Source organism: Pseudacidobacterium ailaaui, from assembly GCF_000688455.1.
In the GTDB taxonomy this organism is placed as follows: Bacteria; Acidobacteriota; Terriglobia; order Terriglobales; family Acidobacteriaceae; genus Pseudacidobacterium; species Pseudacidobacterium ailaaui.
In genome coordinates this window covers 1,594,514-1,608,456 of sequence record NZ_JIAL01000001.1, presented here as the reverse complement: position 1 = coordinate 1,608,456, position 13,943 = coordinate 1,594,514, and the positions used below count along the sequence as shown (strand labels likewise).

At 59.9% G+C, this 13,943-nt stretch carries 9 protein-coding genes; 4 read left to right on the top strand and 5 right to left on the bottom strand.

The genetic code is table 11. From position 1 onward, the window contains the following. Nucleotides 1–8: 8 nt before the first annotated feature. Both N655_RS0107070 and N655_RS0107065 read right to left on the bottom strand, forming a co-directional pair. The gene (locus N655_RS0107070; RefSeq protein ID WP_026442415.1) at nt 9–758 is read right to left on the bottom strand and encodes an ABC transporter permease; all 750 of its coding nucleotides are present in this window, start codon (nt 756–758) and stop codon (nt 9–11) included. A gap of 175 nt (nt 759–933) precedes the next feature. After that, complete coding sequence (locus N655_RS0107065) at nt 934–1,764, bottom strand: hypothetical protein (RefSeq protein WP_155987537.1); 831 nt, start codon at nt 1,762–1,764, stop codon at nt 934–936. A 249-nt stretch (nt 1,765–2,013) separates the two neighbouring features. On the opposite strand from N655_RS0107065, the gene N655_RS0107060 reads away from it, so the two are divergent. From N655_RS0107060 to N655_RS17800, 4 genes are read left to right on the top strand one after another with little or no spacing between them, the layout of a single operon-like run. Next, complete coding sequence (locus N655_RS0107060; RefSeq protein WP_049961311.1) at nt 2,014–5,457, top strand: CRTAC1 family protein; 3,444 nt, start codon at nt 2,014–2,016, stop codon at nt 5,455–5,457. Further along, entirely contained in the window at nt 5,454–7,247 is a 1,794-nt protein-coding gene (locus N655_RS0107055) for a CRTAC1 family protein (RefSeq protein ID WP_026442412.1), read from the top strand. Before N655_RS0107060 ends, N655_RS0107055 begins: the two co-directional genes overlap by 4 nt. Continuing rightward, on the top strand, nt 7,244–8,083 hold the full coding sequence (locus tag N655_RS0107050) for an RnfABCDGE type electron transport complex subunit D (protein ID WP_026442411.1): 840 nt from the start codon (nt 7,244–7,246) through the stop codon (nt 8,081–8,083). Before N655_RS0107055 ends, N655_RS0107050 begins: the two co-directional genes overlap by 4 nt. Nucleotides 8,084–8,121: 38 nt before the next feature. Further along, nucleotides 8,122–9,948 carry a CRTAC1 family protein gene (locus tag N655_RS17800; protein WP_049961310.1) on the top strand — a complete coding sequence of 609 codons (1,827 nt, stop codon included), beginning with the start codon at nt 8,122–8,124 and terminating at the stop codon, nt 9,946–9,948. Here the strand turns inward: N655_RS17800 and N655_RS0107040 are convergent. The 3 genes from N655_RS0107040 to N655_RS0107030 are packed head-to-tail and all read right to left on the bottom strand — an operon-like array spanning nt 9,945 to nt 13,832. Further along, entirely contained in the window at nt 9,945–11,507 is a 1,563-nt protein-coding gene (locus N655_RS0107040) for an NAD(P)/FAD-dependent oxidoreductase (protein WP_026442410.1), read from the bottom strand. The two genes, N655_RS17800 and N655_RS0107040, sit on opposite strands and share 4 nt — an antisense overlap. Further along, nucleotides 11,504–12,475, bottom strand: a complete 972-nt coding sequence (locus N655_RS0107035) for an archaeosine biosynthesis radical SAM protein RaSEA (protein ID WP_026442409.1) — start codon at nt 12,473–12,475, stop codon at nt 11,504–11,506. The genes N655_RS0107040 and N655_RS0107035 overlap by 4 nt, the downstream gene beginning before the upstream one ends. Before the next feature lie 4 nt (nt 12,476–12,479). Next, on the bottom strand, nt 12,480–13,832 hold the full coding sequence (locus N655_RS0107030) for an asparagine synthase-related protein (RefSeq protein WP_044935462.1): 1,353 nt from the start codon (nt 13,830–13,832) through the stop codon (nt 12,480–12,482). Between the last annotated feature and the right edge of the window lie 111 nt (nt 13,833–13,943).

Sequence of the window (13,943 nt, the reverse complement as noted above, 5' to 3'; positions counted from 1 at the left end):
GCACAGTCTCAATCCTCGGAATAACTCCAGCGGAATGACTTCAACCTTCCCAGCGAACGCATTCCCGCATCGAGCAGCAGTCCAATGACGCCAATCATGACCATACCGGCAACCACCAGGTCATAACGGTTTCCGGCGTTTCGCGCATCGACAATCAGAAATCCCAGACCTGAATTCACCGCAATCATCTCGGCCGCGACCACGACCAGCCACGCCACGCCAAGAGTGATGCGCAACCCAACCAGCAATTGCGGTAATACAGCGGGAAAGATGACCTGGGCAATCAGCCGGCCCGGCTTGAGGCCAAAATTCCGTCCCGCATGGATGTGAACCGCCGGTACACTCCGCGTGGCTTGGATGGCCGACAGCAACAGGGGCAAAAATGACCCGACAAAGATGAGAAAGATGGCCGCAAGATCGCCTACGCCGAACCACAGAATCGCAATCGGGATCCACGCCAGCGGCGAAATCGGACGCAGGATCTGCACGATCGGATTTAGTGCCATCTCTGCCCTCTTGTACCAGCCGATGGCCAGTCCCAGCGGGATCGCCAGCGCCGCAGCCAGCACAAAGCCCCAGGTCACGCGGAACAGCGAAGCCACGACATATTTGAGCAGCAGATTGTGGCGCACCAGGTCCAGAATGCCCTCGACCGTGCCCCATGGTGTGGGCAGAAGATGTCCGGGCTCTCTTCTGGCTCCGATGTCCCACAGCACCAGCAATCCAGCAATGAACAGCACCTGGAGAAGAGCGACCACTGCTCTTGCCGGCTTTCGGCTTTTCTGAAGACTGCTCACTTTCGCTTTCCCTGATTTCACTTTCCCCGGTCCGGGGCCATCACGCTTCCGTCCGCCACAAGTGTAGACATTCGGCAGACTGTCCGCATCCATCAAAAGTTGTATGTCTGCTTCAACCTGGAGCTCCTGCCCAAATTCAGAAAATGAACCGGCCGGTAAACACAAGATTGTGGTTGTATGCATGGAAGTGCGAAGTGGCAATCTGCATTCCCGCTCCAACAGCAATCCCTGTGCGGCTCTTTTTATCGTTGGGGAAGAACTTAAAGCGGCTGGTCATTAGCCCCGGAGTCAGAAAATTCTGCATCTTGCCATCGTTCTTTCCCTGGTAGAACCATGTCGCATTCGATTCCACTTCCGGCCACAGATATTTGCCCAGATGGTACTGCGCAACTGTATTCCATGCCACAGTACGGCCAATCTTTGCCGTGTCCCCCGTAGGCAGAGATCCACCCAGCGTGGAGATGACATCGAAGCGTCCGAAGCCCTTGCCCGCCAGCAGCGCTGGGGAGACCGAAGCATCAGGACTGCCATTGCTGTAGCTACCCGTAGGAATCGTTGCCGACACCTGGGCGCTCAGCATGTAGTTCCCATGCTGCTCATTGCCGGAAAAGAAGCGGTACTTGTACAGAAAACCCACATCTCCGAAGCCGTCTTTCGCGGCCGAGTTGTGCTGGATATAAGGCGGATAGTAAAAATCAAATTCGCTGTTGAAACCAGGCACCAGGTTCAGGCCCCGGCTGCCTCCATAATTCCACGTCTCGGTATGCGTAGGAGTGACCTGTCGCGTGAAATCGGCGCGGAAGACCTGGATCAGCATCGGATATGGCGCGACGACCGGCACTGACCAGGAAGGCTGCCTGGATTGCGTCCGTGAGGTCCTGGCTTCCCACCGTTCATAAAAGTTTTCCTGGGCGCAGAGCTGGCCTGCCAATGCCATAAGGCAAAAAGAGAACAGGATTTTCTTCATAAGTTGGCCCAGCATTTCATATCGCTCCCTGCTGCCGTCAACCAACTTTCGGTGGAGATTTTTCTCTATCTATCTATGGAAGACGAGGCCACCTGTAGGCTTTAGTCTGGAAGGTTCCTCACATCACAGAGTGCGGCCCGTTGCGAAGTGTTTGCCGGAACATTGAGAATAAAAAATTACATGAGGTCCGCCCGATCCCACACATGCGTCATCACCCGGCTTGAAGAAAGTTGCAGGCCCTTCTGTTCTTTGCCTCTCCTGCTTTCTTTGCTTGTGTTTCTCTGGGGCTGTCATTCTCGTCTGCCATCGCCGGGTTCAGAAACCTATGCCAGTTTTGTCCGCACTTTTTATGTGGGCCTGGCTGCGCTTGACGTGGGCGATGATGTACGGGCCGAGGCCACCCTTTCCCAGGCCGCGCAGATGGTGCCCGGCGAGCCTGCCGCCTGGGCCAACTGGGGCATCCTCGCCCTGCGCCAGCGCAATTTTGATGCCGCCAGCCAGCGGCTGGAGCGCGCCCATTCGCTGGCCCCCGGCGATGACCGCATCCAGTATCTGCTGGGGTTGCTTGAGAGCGAACGGGGCAACTCCCCCAAAGCCATCTCCGATCTGCAGCAGGCCGTACACCTCAACCCTCACAATCTGCGCGCCCTTTATCTGCTGGCCCAGGAAACCGAACGTCAGGGTGCCCCAGGCAGCGACGCCGACTTTGAAAAGCTCATGCAGCAGATTGTCGCGGCCCAGCCAGAGAACCTGGCCGCCCTGCTTGAGCTTGCCCGCATCTCCGCCAAGCGGGGCGATACGGCCACCCTGCATACGGCCATCGACAAAATCTCTGCGCAGTCCGCCGGCTGGCCCGAGGACGTCCAGCAGCAGCTGGCAGCGTTGAAGGCCGCCGCATCCGGCCCGGAGCCCCATTCGGCGGCCATGCGTTCGATTTTTCTCCGCAATGTGCTGATGCAGGTCCCGGAATTTCGCTCCAGCCTCGCACAGATCAAGCCGCAGCCCGGAGAAGAAGCGGTCCCCTTCACCCATTTCCTGCGGCTGGCCACACCTGAATTTCATCCTGCTGCCCCGGATACAGCACTTTCTTTCGACACACAAGCCGTTGCCGCGCTCCCTGCCGGGCCATGGGACTGGATCGGGGCCATCTCTCTGGATGGCTCCGGCAATCCCACCCTCGCCGTGGCCAATGCGCAGCAGCTCCACCTGGCCACTGGTGTTTCCATGCCCTTTCCCGGCAGCAAAAAAACGTCCCCTTCGCCAGAAGGTGTTCTGCCGATCGATTTCAACTACGATTTCAAAACCGACCTGGTGCTCGCCGGGGCCGGCGGCCTGCGCTGGATACGCCAGGATGCCGCTGCCAGGTTTACAGACGTGACCACGCAGACCCATCTGCCTGCCTCCGTCCTCTCGGCTGCCTACACCGGAGCGTGGGCCGCAGACATCGAGGCCGACGGAGACCTGGATGTGGTCCTCGGCAGCGCCAGCGGTCTACCCACCGTTCTGCGCAACAATGGCGATGGCACCTTTCAGCCGATGCATCCCTTTGCCGGTGTCTCCGGCATCCAGCAGTTTGTCTGGGCCGACCTCAATGGGGACGGAAACCCTGACGCCGCATTCCTGGACGGCGCCGGACAGCTCCACGTCTTCCTCAATGACCGTTCCGGCCGCTTTCATGAGCAACCGGTGCCAACGGGCTTCGGACATCTGAAGGCGCTCGCTGCAGGCTGCATTCCAGACCCGGACACCTTTGCGCTGCTGGCAGTACGCGAAGACGGCGCCATCGTCTCCCTCTGGCAGGAAGATGACGACCCGCACTGGAAAACGACTCAGATCGCCCAGGTCCCAGACGCGGCCGGGACCCTGGCACACCCGGTACGCCTGCAGGCTGGGGACTTTGACAACAATGGGGCAGTAGACCTCCTGCTTGCATCCGTGGCGATGCCACAACGCACTCTTCTCTGGCTCCAGGATGCCCAGGGCCATTTCTCTCTTCTGCCGGGCGCGGGCGCTCCGGCGCGGACCTTTGCTGCTGCCGATCTTGAGGGAAATGGCCGGCTCGATCTGTTACAGCTCTCTCCTACAGGCGCCCCCCTCACAGGATGGAACCGCGGCACAAAGGCCTATCACTGGCAGATCATCCGTCCCCGCGCCCGCCAGACCACGGGCGACCAGCGCGTCAACTCCTTTGGGATTGGCGGAGACATCGAGGTCCGCTCCGGACTGCAGGTGCAGCGGCAGCCCATCACGGGCCCGGAACTGCACTTTGGCCTGGGCGTCCAGCCCGGAGTAGATGTGGCCAGAATTGTCTGGCCCAATGGCTCGGTGCGCGCCGAGTTTGCCCTCAAGGCCGACCAGCAGGTCCTGACCGAGCAGCGGCTGAAGGGTTCCTGCCCCTTTCTCTTCGCATACAACGGCCATCAGATGGCCTTTGTGAAAGACACTGCCCCATGGGGATCGGCACTGGGCCTTCGCATCAATGCCCTTGGCCCTGCCCGCGTTGCGGCGACCCAGGAGTGGTATAAGATCGGCGGCGAACAATTGGTTCCCCGCAATGGCTTTTACGATCTCCGCATTACCGACGAACTCTGGGAGACCTACTACTACGACTATCTGCAACTGATGGCCGTGGACCATCCCGTCGGGACGGAGATCTTTGCCGATGAGCGCTACGCAGTTCCTCCCGTACGGCTGGCCGTGACCACCACAGCCGAACCGCAGCCAATCGCGCGCGCCGTGGACGACAACAACAATGATGTCACCAGCATCCTCCGGTCCCTCGATGGGAAATATCTCGACAATTTCGGACGCGGACAATATCAGGGGGTCACGCGCGACCACTACGTAGAGATCGATCTTGGCCCAGACTTTCCGGAAACAGGAGCGGTGTGGCTCATCGCACAAGGCTGGCTGCATCCCTCGGATTCCTCCCTCAACATCGCCATGGCCCAAGGCCACCACGAAGCGCCCCGTCCCCTGAGTCTGGAGGTCCCCGATGGCCGTGGCGGCTGGAAGACCGTAAGACCAAACCTGGGCTTCCCGGCCGGGCGCAACAAGACCTGCCTGATTGACCTCACCGGGATCTTTCCCCCAGGAACGCCGCATCATCTGCGCCTGCGCACCAACCTTGAAATCTACTGGGACCGCATCGAGTGGGCCAGAGGAATTCCCGGCGCTGCGGTCCGGATCACCAGACTTGCCCCTTCCGTTGCTGAGCTGCGTTATCGCGGATACTCGGTCGTCCGGCAGGCCAACGCGTCCTCGCCGGAGATACCGGACTACGACCACCTGCTCGCCAGTACGCAGATCTGGCGCGACCTCGCAGGCTATTACACCCGCTACGGTGACGTGCGTCCGCTGCTCTCCCAGGTGGATGACCGATACGTCATCATGAATGCAGGCGATGAGCTGGCCCTGCGCTTTGCCGCGCCACCACCGCCGCCTGCAGGCTGGGTACGCGATTTCATCATCGCCGGCGACGGCTGGGTCAAGGACGGTGACTATAACTCCACCAACTCCCGCACCGTTCTGCCGTATCCTTACCATGCCCGGACGCTTTACGACGCGGCCCCGCGCGGCCTTGAAGAGGACTGGGAGTATCAACATCACAAAGAAGACTGGCAGAACTGGCAGACCCGTTATGTTACGCCGGAGTCCTTTGCTCACGCCCTGAGGAGTCACGCGGAGCCATGAAGCGCGTCCCCATTGCACGAACCATTGTTACCGTCTTGTTTATCGGTATGCTGCTCACGCCGGTTGTGGTCCGGCGTCTCTCGGCCAGAAAGGCCTCCGCCGCTGTTCTTGAACGAAGCGCCGCCCTGGCACGTTACGGCTTCTCTCTGGAGGAGGTTTCGCACGCCTCCGGCATTGACTTCATCCATCAGGGACCGACCCTCGACGCCAAGCTTGACCCCATCATGCCTGAGGTCGCTTCGATGGGGGCCTCGGTTTCCATCGTGGACTTTGACCGCGATGGCTGGCCGGACATTTATGTCACCAACAGCAAGGAGGGCAGTAAAAACCATCTCTATCGCAATCTGCATGACGGCACTTTCAGAGATGTTGCCGAACAGATGGGTATTGCCGATGTAAACCAGCCCGGCACCGGCGTTTCCATGGGTGCCGTTTGGGGCGACTACGACAATGATGGCTACGAAGACCTCTTCCTCATCAAGTGGGGAAGGCCCGAACTCTTCCACAATGACCAGGGCAAGGGCTTTACCCGCGTCAGCGCGCAGGCCGGCCTCCCGGCCTGGATCAATGCCAACACGGCCGTCTGGTTTGACTACGATGGCGATGGCCTGCTGGACCTGTTCGTCGGCGGCTACTATCCGGAGAACGTAGACCTTTGGCACCTGCAAAACACAAAAATGATGCCCGACAGCTTCGAGTACGCCAAAAACGGCGGTCGGAAATATCTCTTCCACAACCTGGGCAACGGAAGATTTGAAGAGGTGAGTGCTCAGGTCGGCATTTCCAGCCGGCGCTGGGCGCTGGCGGCGGGCGCAGCCGATCTGCGCGGTACAGGCCATCAGGACCTCTTCATCGCCAACGACTATGGCGTCTCTGAACTCTACCTCAACGATGGCCGACGGTTCCACGAGGCAGGGGAAAAAACGGGCGTGGGCTTTGCTCCGAAAAGCGGCATGAATGTGGCCTTCGGCGACATCCTCAACCAGGGCCGCTATTCCGTCTATGTGTCCAACATCTCGGAGGAGGGCGTCCTCATCCAAGGCAACAATCTGTGGGTACCCAAGGAAGGCTCCTTCGGCAACGACATTCAATTTGAGAACCTTGCCCGCGACATGGGTGTGGAGCTGGGCGGCTGGAGCTTCGGTGCGCAGTTCGGCGACCTGAACAATGACGGCACCCTCGACCTGTTCCTCACCAACGGCTATGTCTCCCTCGATCCGTCGCGCAGCTATTGGTATGACTTCTCGAAGATCGCCGGCGGCAACTCCAGCATCATCTCCGACGCCAAAGATTGGCCGGCGATGAACGGACGCAGCCTCTCCGGATATCAGCAGAAGCATGTCTGGATCAACGACGGAGCAGGCAAGTTCCTGGATGTGGCCCAGGCCGTGGGCGTAACCGACACCCACGATGGACGTTCGGTCGCCATGGCCGACTTGTGGAACCGCGGCGTTCTCGACGTCGTCGTCGCCAACCAGCGTGGCCCTCTGCTGGTCTACAAAAACACCGTGGTGCCGCAGAACCAGTGGATTGAATTTGCCCTCGAAGGCACAAAGAGCAATCGCAGCGCCATCGGCGCCGAAGTCACCCTGTACTGGAACGGCCAGCAACAGGTCCAGGAGGTCTCCGGAGGGTGCGGCTTTGCAGCACAGAATGACCGCCGCCTGCACTTTGGACTGGGCAGTCATCCGGAAATCGAAAAGGCCGTCGTACGCTGGCCTTCCGGCCAAATCCAGACTTTGACCAGCCTTGTCCCCGGGAAACTTTATACAATCAAGGAGCCCCAATGAGCGTCCCGGCCATGACTGTGCCAGCCACGCCCCGCCGGAAACACCGGCTGCACCTCGACTCGCGCTTTGTCCCGCCTCTCTTCATCACGCTGATCCTGCTGGTGGGCCATCTGGGTTTTGGCATCCTGGAAAGCTACCAGAAGACCCTGCTCGCCATCGGCACCAGCATGGCCACAGAGGTCGTACTGGGGCGCATCTTTCTTAAGAAATGGCCGCACCTGGCCAGCGCGTACATTACCGGCATCAGCGTAGGCATCCTGCTGCGCTCGCCCGCCATGTGGCCCTATATGCTGTGCGCGATGATCGCCATCACCTCAAAATATGTGCTGCGCTTCCAGGGCCGTCATATCTGGAACCCCTCGAACTTCGGCATCTGTGCAATGCTCTTTCTGGCATCGGAGTCTGTTGCCACGCTCAGCATCCAGTGGGGCAATAATCTTGCCGCTGTGCTCGTAATCTGGCTTCTGGGCACGATCATCATTGCCACGCACCGCCGCTTTCATATCTGCGCCACCTATGTCGTCTCTTTCCTCGCCTTTGCTTTTCTGCGGGCCTGGATCACCCATGATCCCTGGCAGTCAGAGATTTCCCCCATCACGGGACCGGAATATCAGCTCTTCATCTTCTTCATGATTACGGACCCAAAAACCACTGTGCGCTCCCGCATCGGTCAAAGCATCGTGGCCTTCTGTGTTGCATTTGTCGAATTTCTCCTGCGCCTGGACCAGAGCATCTATGCGCCGCTCTATGCGCTCTTTCTGGTGGGCCCGGTGGCCATGCTGGTTGAGATGTGGGTCGTGCACCGCAAAGATGCAAAACCCGTTCTGGCCACATAATCTGTTAGGGAAAGACTTCACCAAAGGACGCTTCTTTCATGTCTGTACGTGCGTGGACCATTCTGCCGTTGGCCGCTTTTCTGATTTCAGCCTCAGGCTGCAGGCAATCTCCCTCCTCTTCTGCCTCTCGGGAGCAATCTCAGCCACCGGTCTCGGCCCACGCACCGCAGACCTCGCCTCTGCCCTCAGCATCCGTCACACAGCCCGCACCGCGTCCCTCCGGGCCCATTCGATTTACGGATGTGACCGCGCAGGCCGGCATCCGTTTTGTTCATAACAGCGGGGCCTTCGGGAAGAAATATCTGCCGGAAACGATGGGCAGTGGTGTCTGCGTCTTTGACTACGACCATGACGGCTGGCAGGACATTCTCTTTGTCAACTCCATGGACTGGCCGGGACATGGGACCGGCAAAAAATCCTATCCCGCCCTCTACCACAACAATCATGACGGCACATTTACCGACGTGACGCAGCAGGCGGGCCTCGCTGTTCAGATGTACGGTATGGGCTGCGCCGCTGCCGACTATGACAACGACGGCTACGACGACCTCTATATCACAGCGCTTGACGGAAACCACCTCTTCCACAACCAGGGCAATGGTCATTTTGTGGATGTCACCGCCCGGGCCGGTGTTCGCGATCCCGGCTTTGCGACCGGTGCGGTCTGGTTTGACTACGACAAGGACGGCAAGCTGGACCTCTATGTGGCCCACTATGTCCAATGGTCACAGGAAACGGACCAGTACTGCACGCTCGACGGCAGACACAAGTCCTACTGCACGCCTGAGCTGTACAAAGGCCAGAGCGCCACACTCTTCCACAATCTGGGCAATGGCCGGTTTGAGGATGTGACCAGAAAGGCCGGCCTTTATGACCCTACGAGCAAGTCCCTGGGTGTGGCCCTTCTGGATTATGACAATGATGGCTGGCCGGACCTGTTTGTCTCCAATGACACGCAGCCCAACAAGCTCTACCATAACAACCACAACGGCACCTTCACGGATGAGGCCTTTACCGTCGGCGTGGCCTTCAGCGATGCGGGCAAGGCGCGCGCCGGAATGGGGGCCGATGCCGCGGACTACGACCTCTCCGGACATCAGGGCCTTCTTATTGGCAACTTCGCCAATGAAGGCCTTGCTTTATACAAAAATGACGGCTCTGGTCTTTTCGTAGACAATGCCATGACCGACGGACTCGGCCCCGCCTCGCTTAGTTCCCTTACTTTCAGCACATTTTTCTTCGACTATGACCTCGATGGCCTGCCCGACATCTTTGCCGCCAATGGCCACGTTGCCGACGATGTCAGCAGTGTGACCCCTTCCATCCACTATGCTGAGCCTCCTCTGCTCTTTCACAACAGAGGCAATGGAAAATTTGAGAATGTCACGGACAAGGTGGGCAGCGCGCTGCGCCAGCCCATTGTGGCGCGGGGGGCAGCCTACCTGGACTATGACAATGACGGCGACCTTGATCTGGTCCTCACCACCAGCAATGGTCCGGCAAAGCTGTTTCGCAATGACAATGGCAACCAGAATGATGTGCTGCGGATCACCACCATCGGCACCAGGTCTAACCGCGACGGTATCGGCGCAAAGATCACCGTGCGCAACAGCCGCGGTCAGCGCCTCTTTGCCATGGTCAAGGACGGGTCCAGCTATTTGTCACAAAGCGAGCTGCCGGTGACCTTCGGGCTAGGACGCCCCGGGGAGGACGGCCCGGTCAGCGTGGACATCGTCTGGCCCAGTGGCAAAAAGGAATCTTTCACCAACATTCAGCCGAACCAGTCCATCACACTGAAGGAAGGCCAGGGCATCGTGGAATCCCACCCGGTCCTGTTCTCTCCCTCCGCCCCCTCTCATCCTTAAAGAGGCAGGGCTTCGAAACCTGACCGGCGCAGCAGCGCAACAATCTCGTCCTTGCTGGCCTCTACTTTGCTCGCGGCCCGCAGGAGGTCCTCGGCCTCTACCGGATACCAGTTTCTCCGGTCAGTGCGGCAAAGTCCGGCCACATCCAGCGGTTCGATGGCCCGGAGCACATCCTGCACCAGAGCGGCCTTTTCTTCCTCGGAGGCCGGCCCCCGCGCACGCTTGAGAATTTCCTCGCATTTCGGACCAAAATCGGGCCGGTCGTAGAGGAGAAACGACTGCGCCAGCTCCGGCTTTTGCAACCGTCGCGCCGTCTCTGAATAGCTTGCAGCCGCAAAATACAGCAGGCTCAGTGCAGAAAAGACCTCGAAGCAATCCATATTCGCATAGAGCGCGGCAATCAGGCGCGCTGTGGCATGGAGTTCGGCATAGGTCCTTCCCGCATAGTCCTGCAACATGGCCTGGCGTGCTGAGGAGGTCCTGCTGCATTCCGCGAAAATCTCTGCCAGCCGCAGTACGCCCAGCAGCGTCAGCGGAAATCCGGTAGACAGGAGCGGATCGACGAAGCCCGCTGCCGAGGGCAGCATCGCCCATCTTTCCCCATGCATCACGCCGGAAAGAAAGGCCAGCCGCGGCGTGTAATAAAAGGTCTCTTCACAGCGCGCAGCGGCAAACTGCTCCTGGAGTGAAGGTAGTCTTTCAAGCAAACGATGCCATGCCGCTTCACCCTGATGCAGTTGTAACTCCGCGGCCAGCTTCTCTGTGGCCGCGACCCCGGCGCTCACGCGACCATTGTTAAACCGCAGCATCCAGACCCAGCCGCCGGAAAAGATGTGGTGCACGGCCGCATCCTCCACCGGATACGGCGGCGTTTCCTTCTCCGGCGCAATGGCGTCGCGTCTTTTCACGCCGGAGAAGTGGCTGTACAGCGCCTGCGTCGCAGGATAATCCGGAAACCGCTCCTCGGGCAGCCCGAGCATCCTGTGCAGAAAGCCGCGCGGACCGCTCGCGTCCACCAGAAATTCTGCCTCAATGCTGACAGAATGGCCGTGCCGCGCACCATTCAGCTCAACTGCGTCCGGAAGCAGGACCACCGACTGCATCACGGTTTCATCGAGGTATTCCGCGCCGAGCTTCTGCGCCTGCCGCAGCAGAAAATCGTCAAAGTCCGCGCGATACCAGTGCGTGTCCGCAATCCGGTCATGCGGGCTGGCGGCCACCAGCAGTTGCCGTTTGTGCTCCGGGTCCGGTGCATCCGGTTGTCCGAGAACATGATGATAGAACGTAAAGCCGCGCTTCAGCCCGCAGGGAAGCTCCGGGCAAGCCTGCTGCCAGGTACCCCACTTACTCAGCGGCCTGATGGCCGGCAGATCATAGCGCTCCGCGATCTCTTCCAACAGAAGATTGGCGAGCGGTGTGGACGATTCCCCAATCGCGAAACGCGGATGCTTTCCCCGCTCCAGCAGAATGACAGACCTTCCCAGGCGCCGCGCGATCATGGCCGTCAGAGATCCAGCGAAGCCTGAGCCAACGATGGCCAGGTCAAATCTCTTCCTCAACTCGTTCCTCCGCAGTTGTCGCAGAAAACAGAGGGCGCCGCCTGCTGGGTCAGGTTCTGCCGGTGCAACCGTTCGATGCGGCGATCCAGACAATGCACACACAAGTCGGCCCGCTTCTCGATGTCCCACAGGTCCACGAAGACACGCCCCCGTCGCATCGCAAGTGCCTGGAGAGAGGCCTGCTCCAGCACCGCAAGAGATGGCGGTGTAAATTCCCCCATCACCGCCAGTTTTTCCATCGCGCCGTTGCCCGCACGTGTGGGAATCAGCGTGACTGCCGTGGCGCCGCAGTCAAAGGCGAACTCCACCGAGCGTCCAGCCCATAGGAGGGCCTCTTCCGGCCGCAGAAAGGGCGGCTGTACCAGAACAAAGACCCGAAGGGCGATCCCATGCGTATGCAGAAATTCCGCAGCCGCAGAGAACTGGCCCAGAGTCATACGCTTGTTCAGCCGTTCCAGCACCTCGGGATGGGCCGTCTCCAGCCCCATCGCCACTTCCAGCGGCCTGCCCAGCATCTGCTGGAAGCGCACACTCGCCTCGCCCACCAGCGCCGGATGACACTCGACGATCGTCCTCTCAAACTGGCGCGCGCGTTCGGCAATCGCCGGATGGTCCTGCGGAGGAATGGCGCGGGGATCAAAAAAGCTTCCGCTGTTGTATAGCTTGATCTGCTTGGCGGGCGGCAACTGCGAAAGGGCAAAATCCATCTGCCGGGGAATGGATCCGACCGGGAGCGTCTCCGCTAGAGTGTTTCGCCACAGGTCGCACATCACGCAACGCCAGGGACATTCACGGTTGGTCAGGAAGATGGTCGCGACCGGTACAACGGCGCCAGAGGCGGAACACTCCTCTTCCACCAGAGATGCATAGGGCCTCTCTGGGTCAAGATGCGGCCGTTCGGGACGCAGCGAAACCACCCAGCGGTCCCGCTCCGCAGGCCGCTCCGGATACCCTGGCCTTTCGGTCATTGGCTTACTGATAGAGCGAGAGAAACTGCCGCCGGTATTCTGCCTCGCGGAAGGGCAGCTTCTGGCGCAAGGCTTCGGCTGGCAAAGCTCCGTGCTGGAAACGCCGCTTCGGAAACACCGGCATCTTCATTCCGGTGAGCTTCTCGATGCCGCGGGAAACAATTTCGCCTTTCAGCTCGTAGAGACGCTCCACGCTGTAGTCCGTCAACTGGACAAACGGAATGGCCTCGGCAATGGCCACCACATCGGGCCGCGTATAGGGGCTGAAGCTGTGGAAGCCGAAATGCCGTGCCGGAGCGTAGCTTCTGGTATAGGAACGGCTCAGCCCTCCGCTGTACGTGAGCGAATGCTTGATTTTCCCGACGCCCCACCCCTCCTGGTACAGCATCATGTTGTTCACAACGCTGCGAATGGTCAGCTCCGGGTTTTCTTCAATGGGATAGTCCTTCAGGTTTTCGTCCCCGCCATCGCCGTCCAGCATGTAGCGCCACTCCGGATACCTCTGGCGGATGCCGCGAAAAAGTGCGATTGCCATCGTGGCTGATTCGATGTCCAGCGGCTTATAGTCCTCTACAATCCGGATCGTCTCCCGCACATCGAGCGACGAAGCGTCGGCCTCCACCGGCTCCAGAAACAGCCCCAGATCAAGGGCGTCCAAGAAGGCGCGCGCCTGCTGCAGGTCCGGCCCGCCTCCCAGGTCCAGCACGAAGGCCTTCAGACGGGCCAGGTTCATGCCGCGCTTCCGCATCACATGGTATGCCGTGAGAAAGACGCTGCCGCTGTCAATGCCGCCGGAAAAGCATACACCCACCGGCTCCTGTGCCGGCACACGGTCCAGCCACTGCGCGATCTCCTGGGCCAGCGCAGAGAGATACAACTCTCCAATCCGGTCTACATCTGGCGGCAGGGCCCCCTGCTGTGGGGTAAAGAAGCGGGTATACACCGGGTCTGGGTCCGGGCAGCCGACAAGCTGGATCTCCACGACATAATGTGCCGGGACCATACGCGTGTAGCTGGGATGAAATTGCTGGTCGAGTCCCTCTTTTTGCAGCCACTGGTAGATCGTGTCCATGCGCGCCGCCACCACCAGGATCGGGCCGTCGTGGTGCTTGGCCAGGAAGTAGCGCATCGGGCGGTCCAGAGAGCGCGCCATCTTCACCGTCTTGCCCGCCCGGGCAATCAGGGCAAACGACCCGTGGATATTGCGGACGGCCTCGGGCGGCCCCTCAAGCAGAAGGCGTCTGGCTTCTTCAGCAGACAGATTGTAGATGTGATTGCTTTCCGGCTCGATGAGATCAATGACCCGTTCGACGTACTGCTGCACTGGCGCCTCTTTGCTGGATGCTCTGGTTTCCATGCTGAGTGGCCGTTTTGAGGTGGAAGAAACCACTCTCACGCATCCGGTCCTCTGTTCACGTTCCTGTCAAGTATAATCGAACGCGGCGATGCCCATCCATTCCGCCTTGAC

Bases quoted from the DNA above. Each gene is read 5' to 3' on its own strand.
- N655_RS0107030 (WP_044935462.1), bottom strand. From the start codon at position 13,832: ATGGAAACCAGAGCATCCAGCAAAGAGGCGCCAGTGCAGCAGTACGTC.
- N655_RS0107065 (WP_155987537.1), bottom strand. From the start codon at position 1,764: ATGAAGAAAATCCTGTTCTCTTTTTGCCTTATGGCATTGGCAGGCCAG.
- N655_RS0107050 (WP_026442411.1), top strand. From the start codon at position 7,244: ATGAGCGTCCCGGCCATGACTGTGCCAGCCACGCCCCGCCGGAAACAC.
- N655_RS17800 (WP_049961310.1), top strand. From the start codon at position 8,122: ATGTCTGTACGTGCGTGGACCATTCTGCCGTTGGCCGCTTTTCTGATT.
- N655_RS0107035 (WP_026442409.1), bottom strand. From the start codon at position 12,475: ATGACCGAAAGGCCAGGGTATCCGGAGCGGCCTGCGGAGCGGGACCGC.
- N655_RS0107055 (WP_026442412.1), top strand. From the start codon at position 5,454: ATGAAGCGCGTCCCCATTGCACGAACCATTGTTACCGTCTTGTTTATC.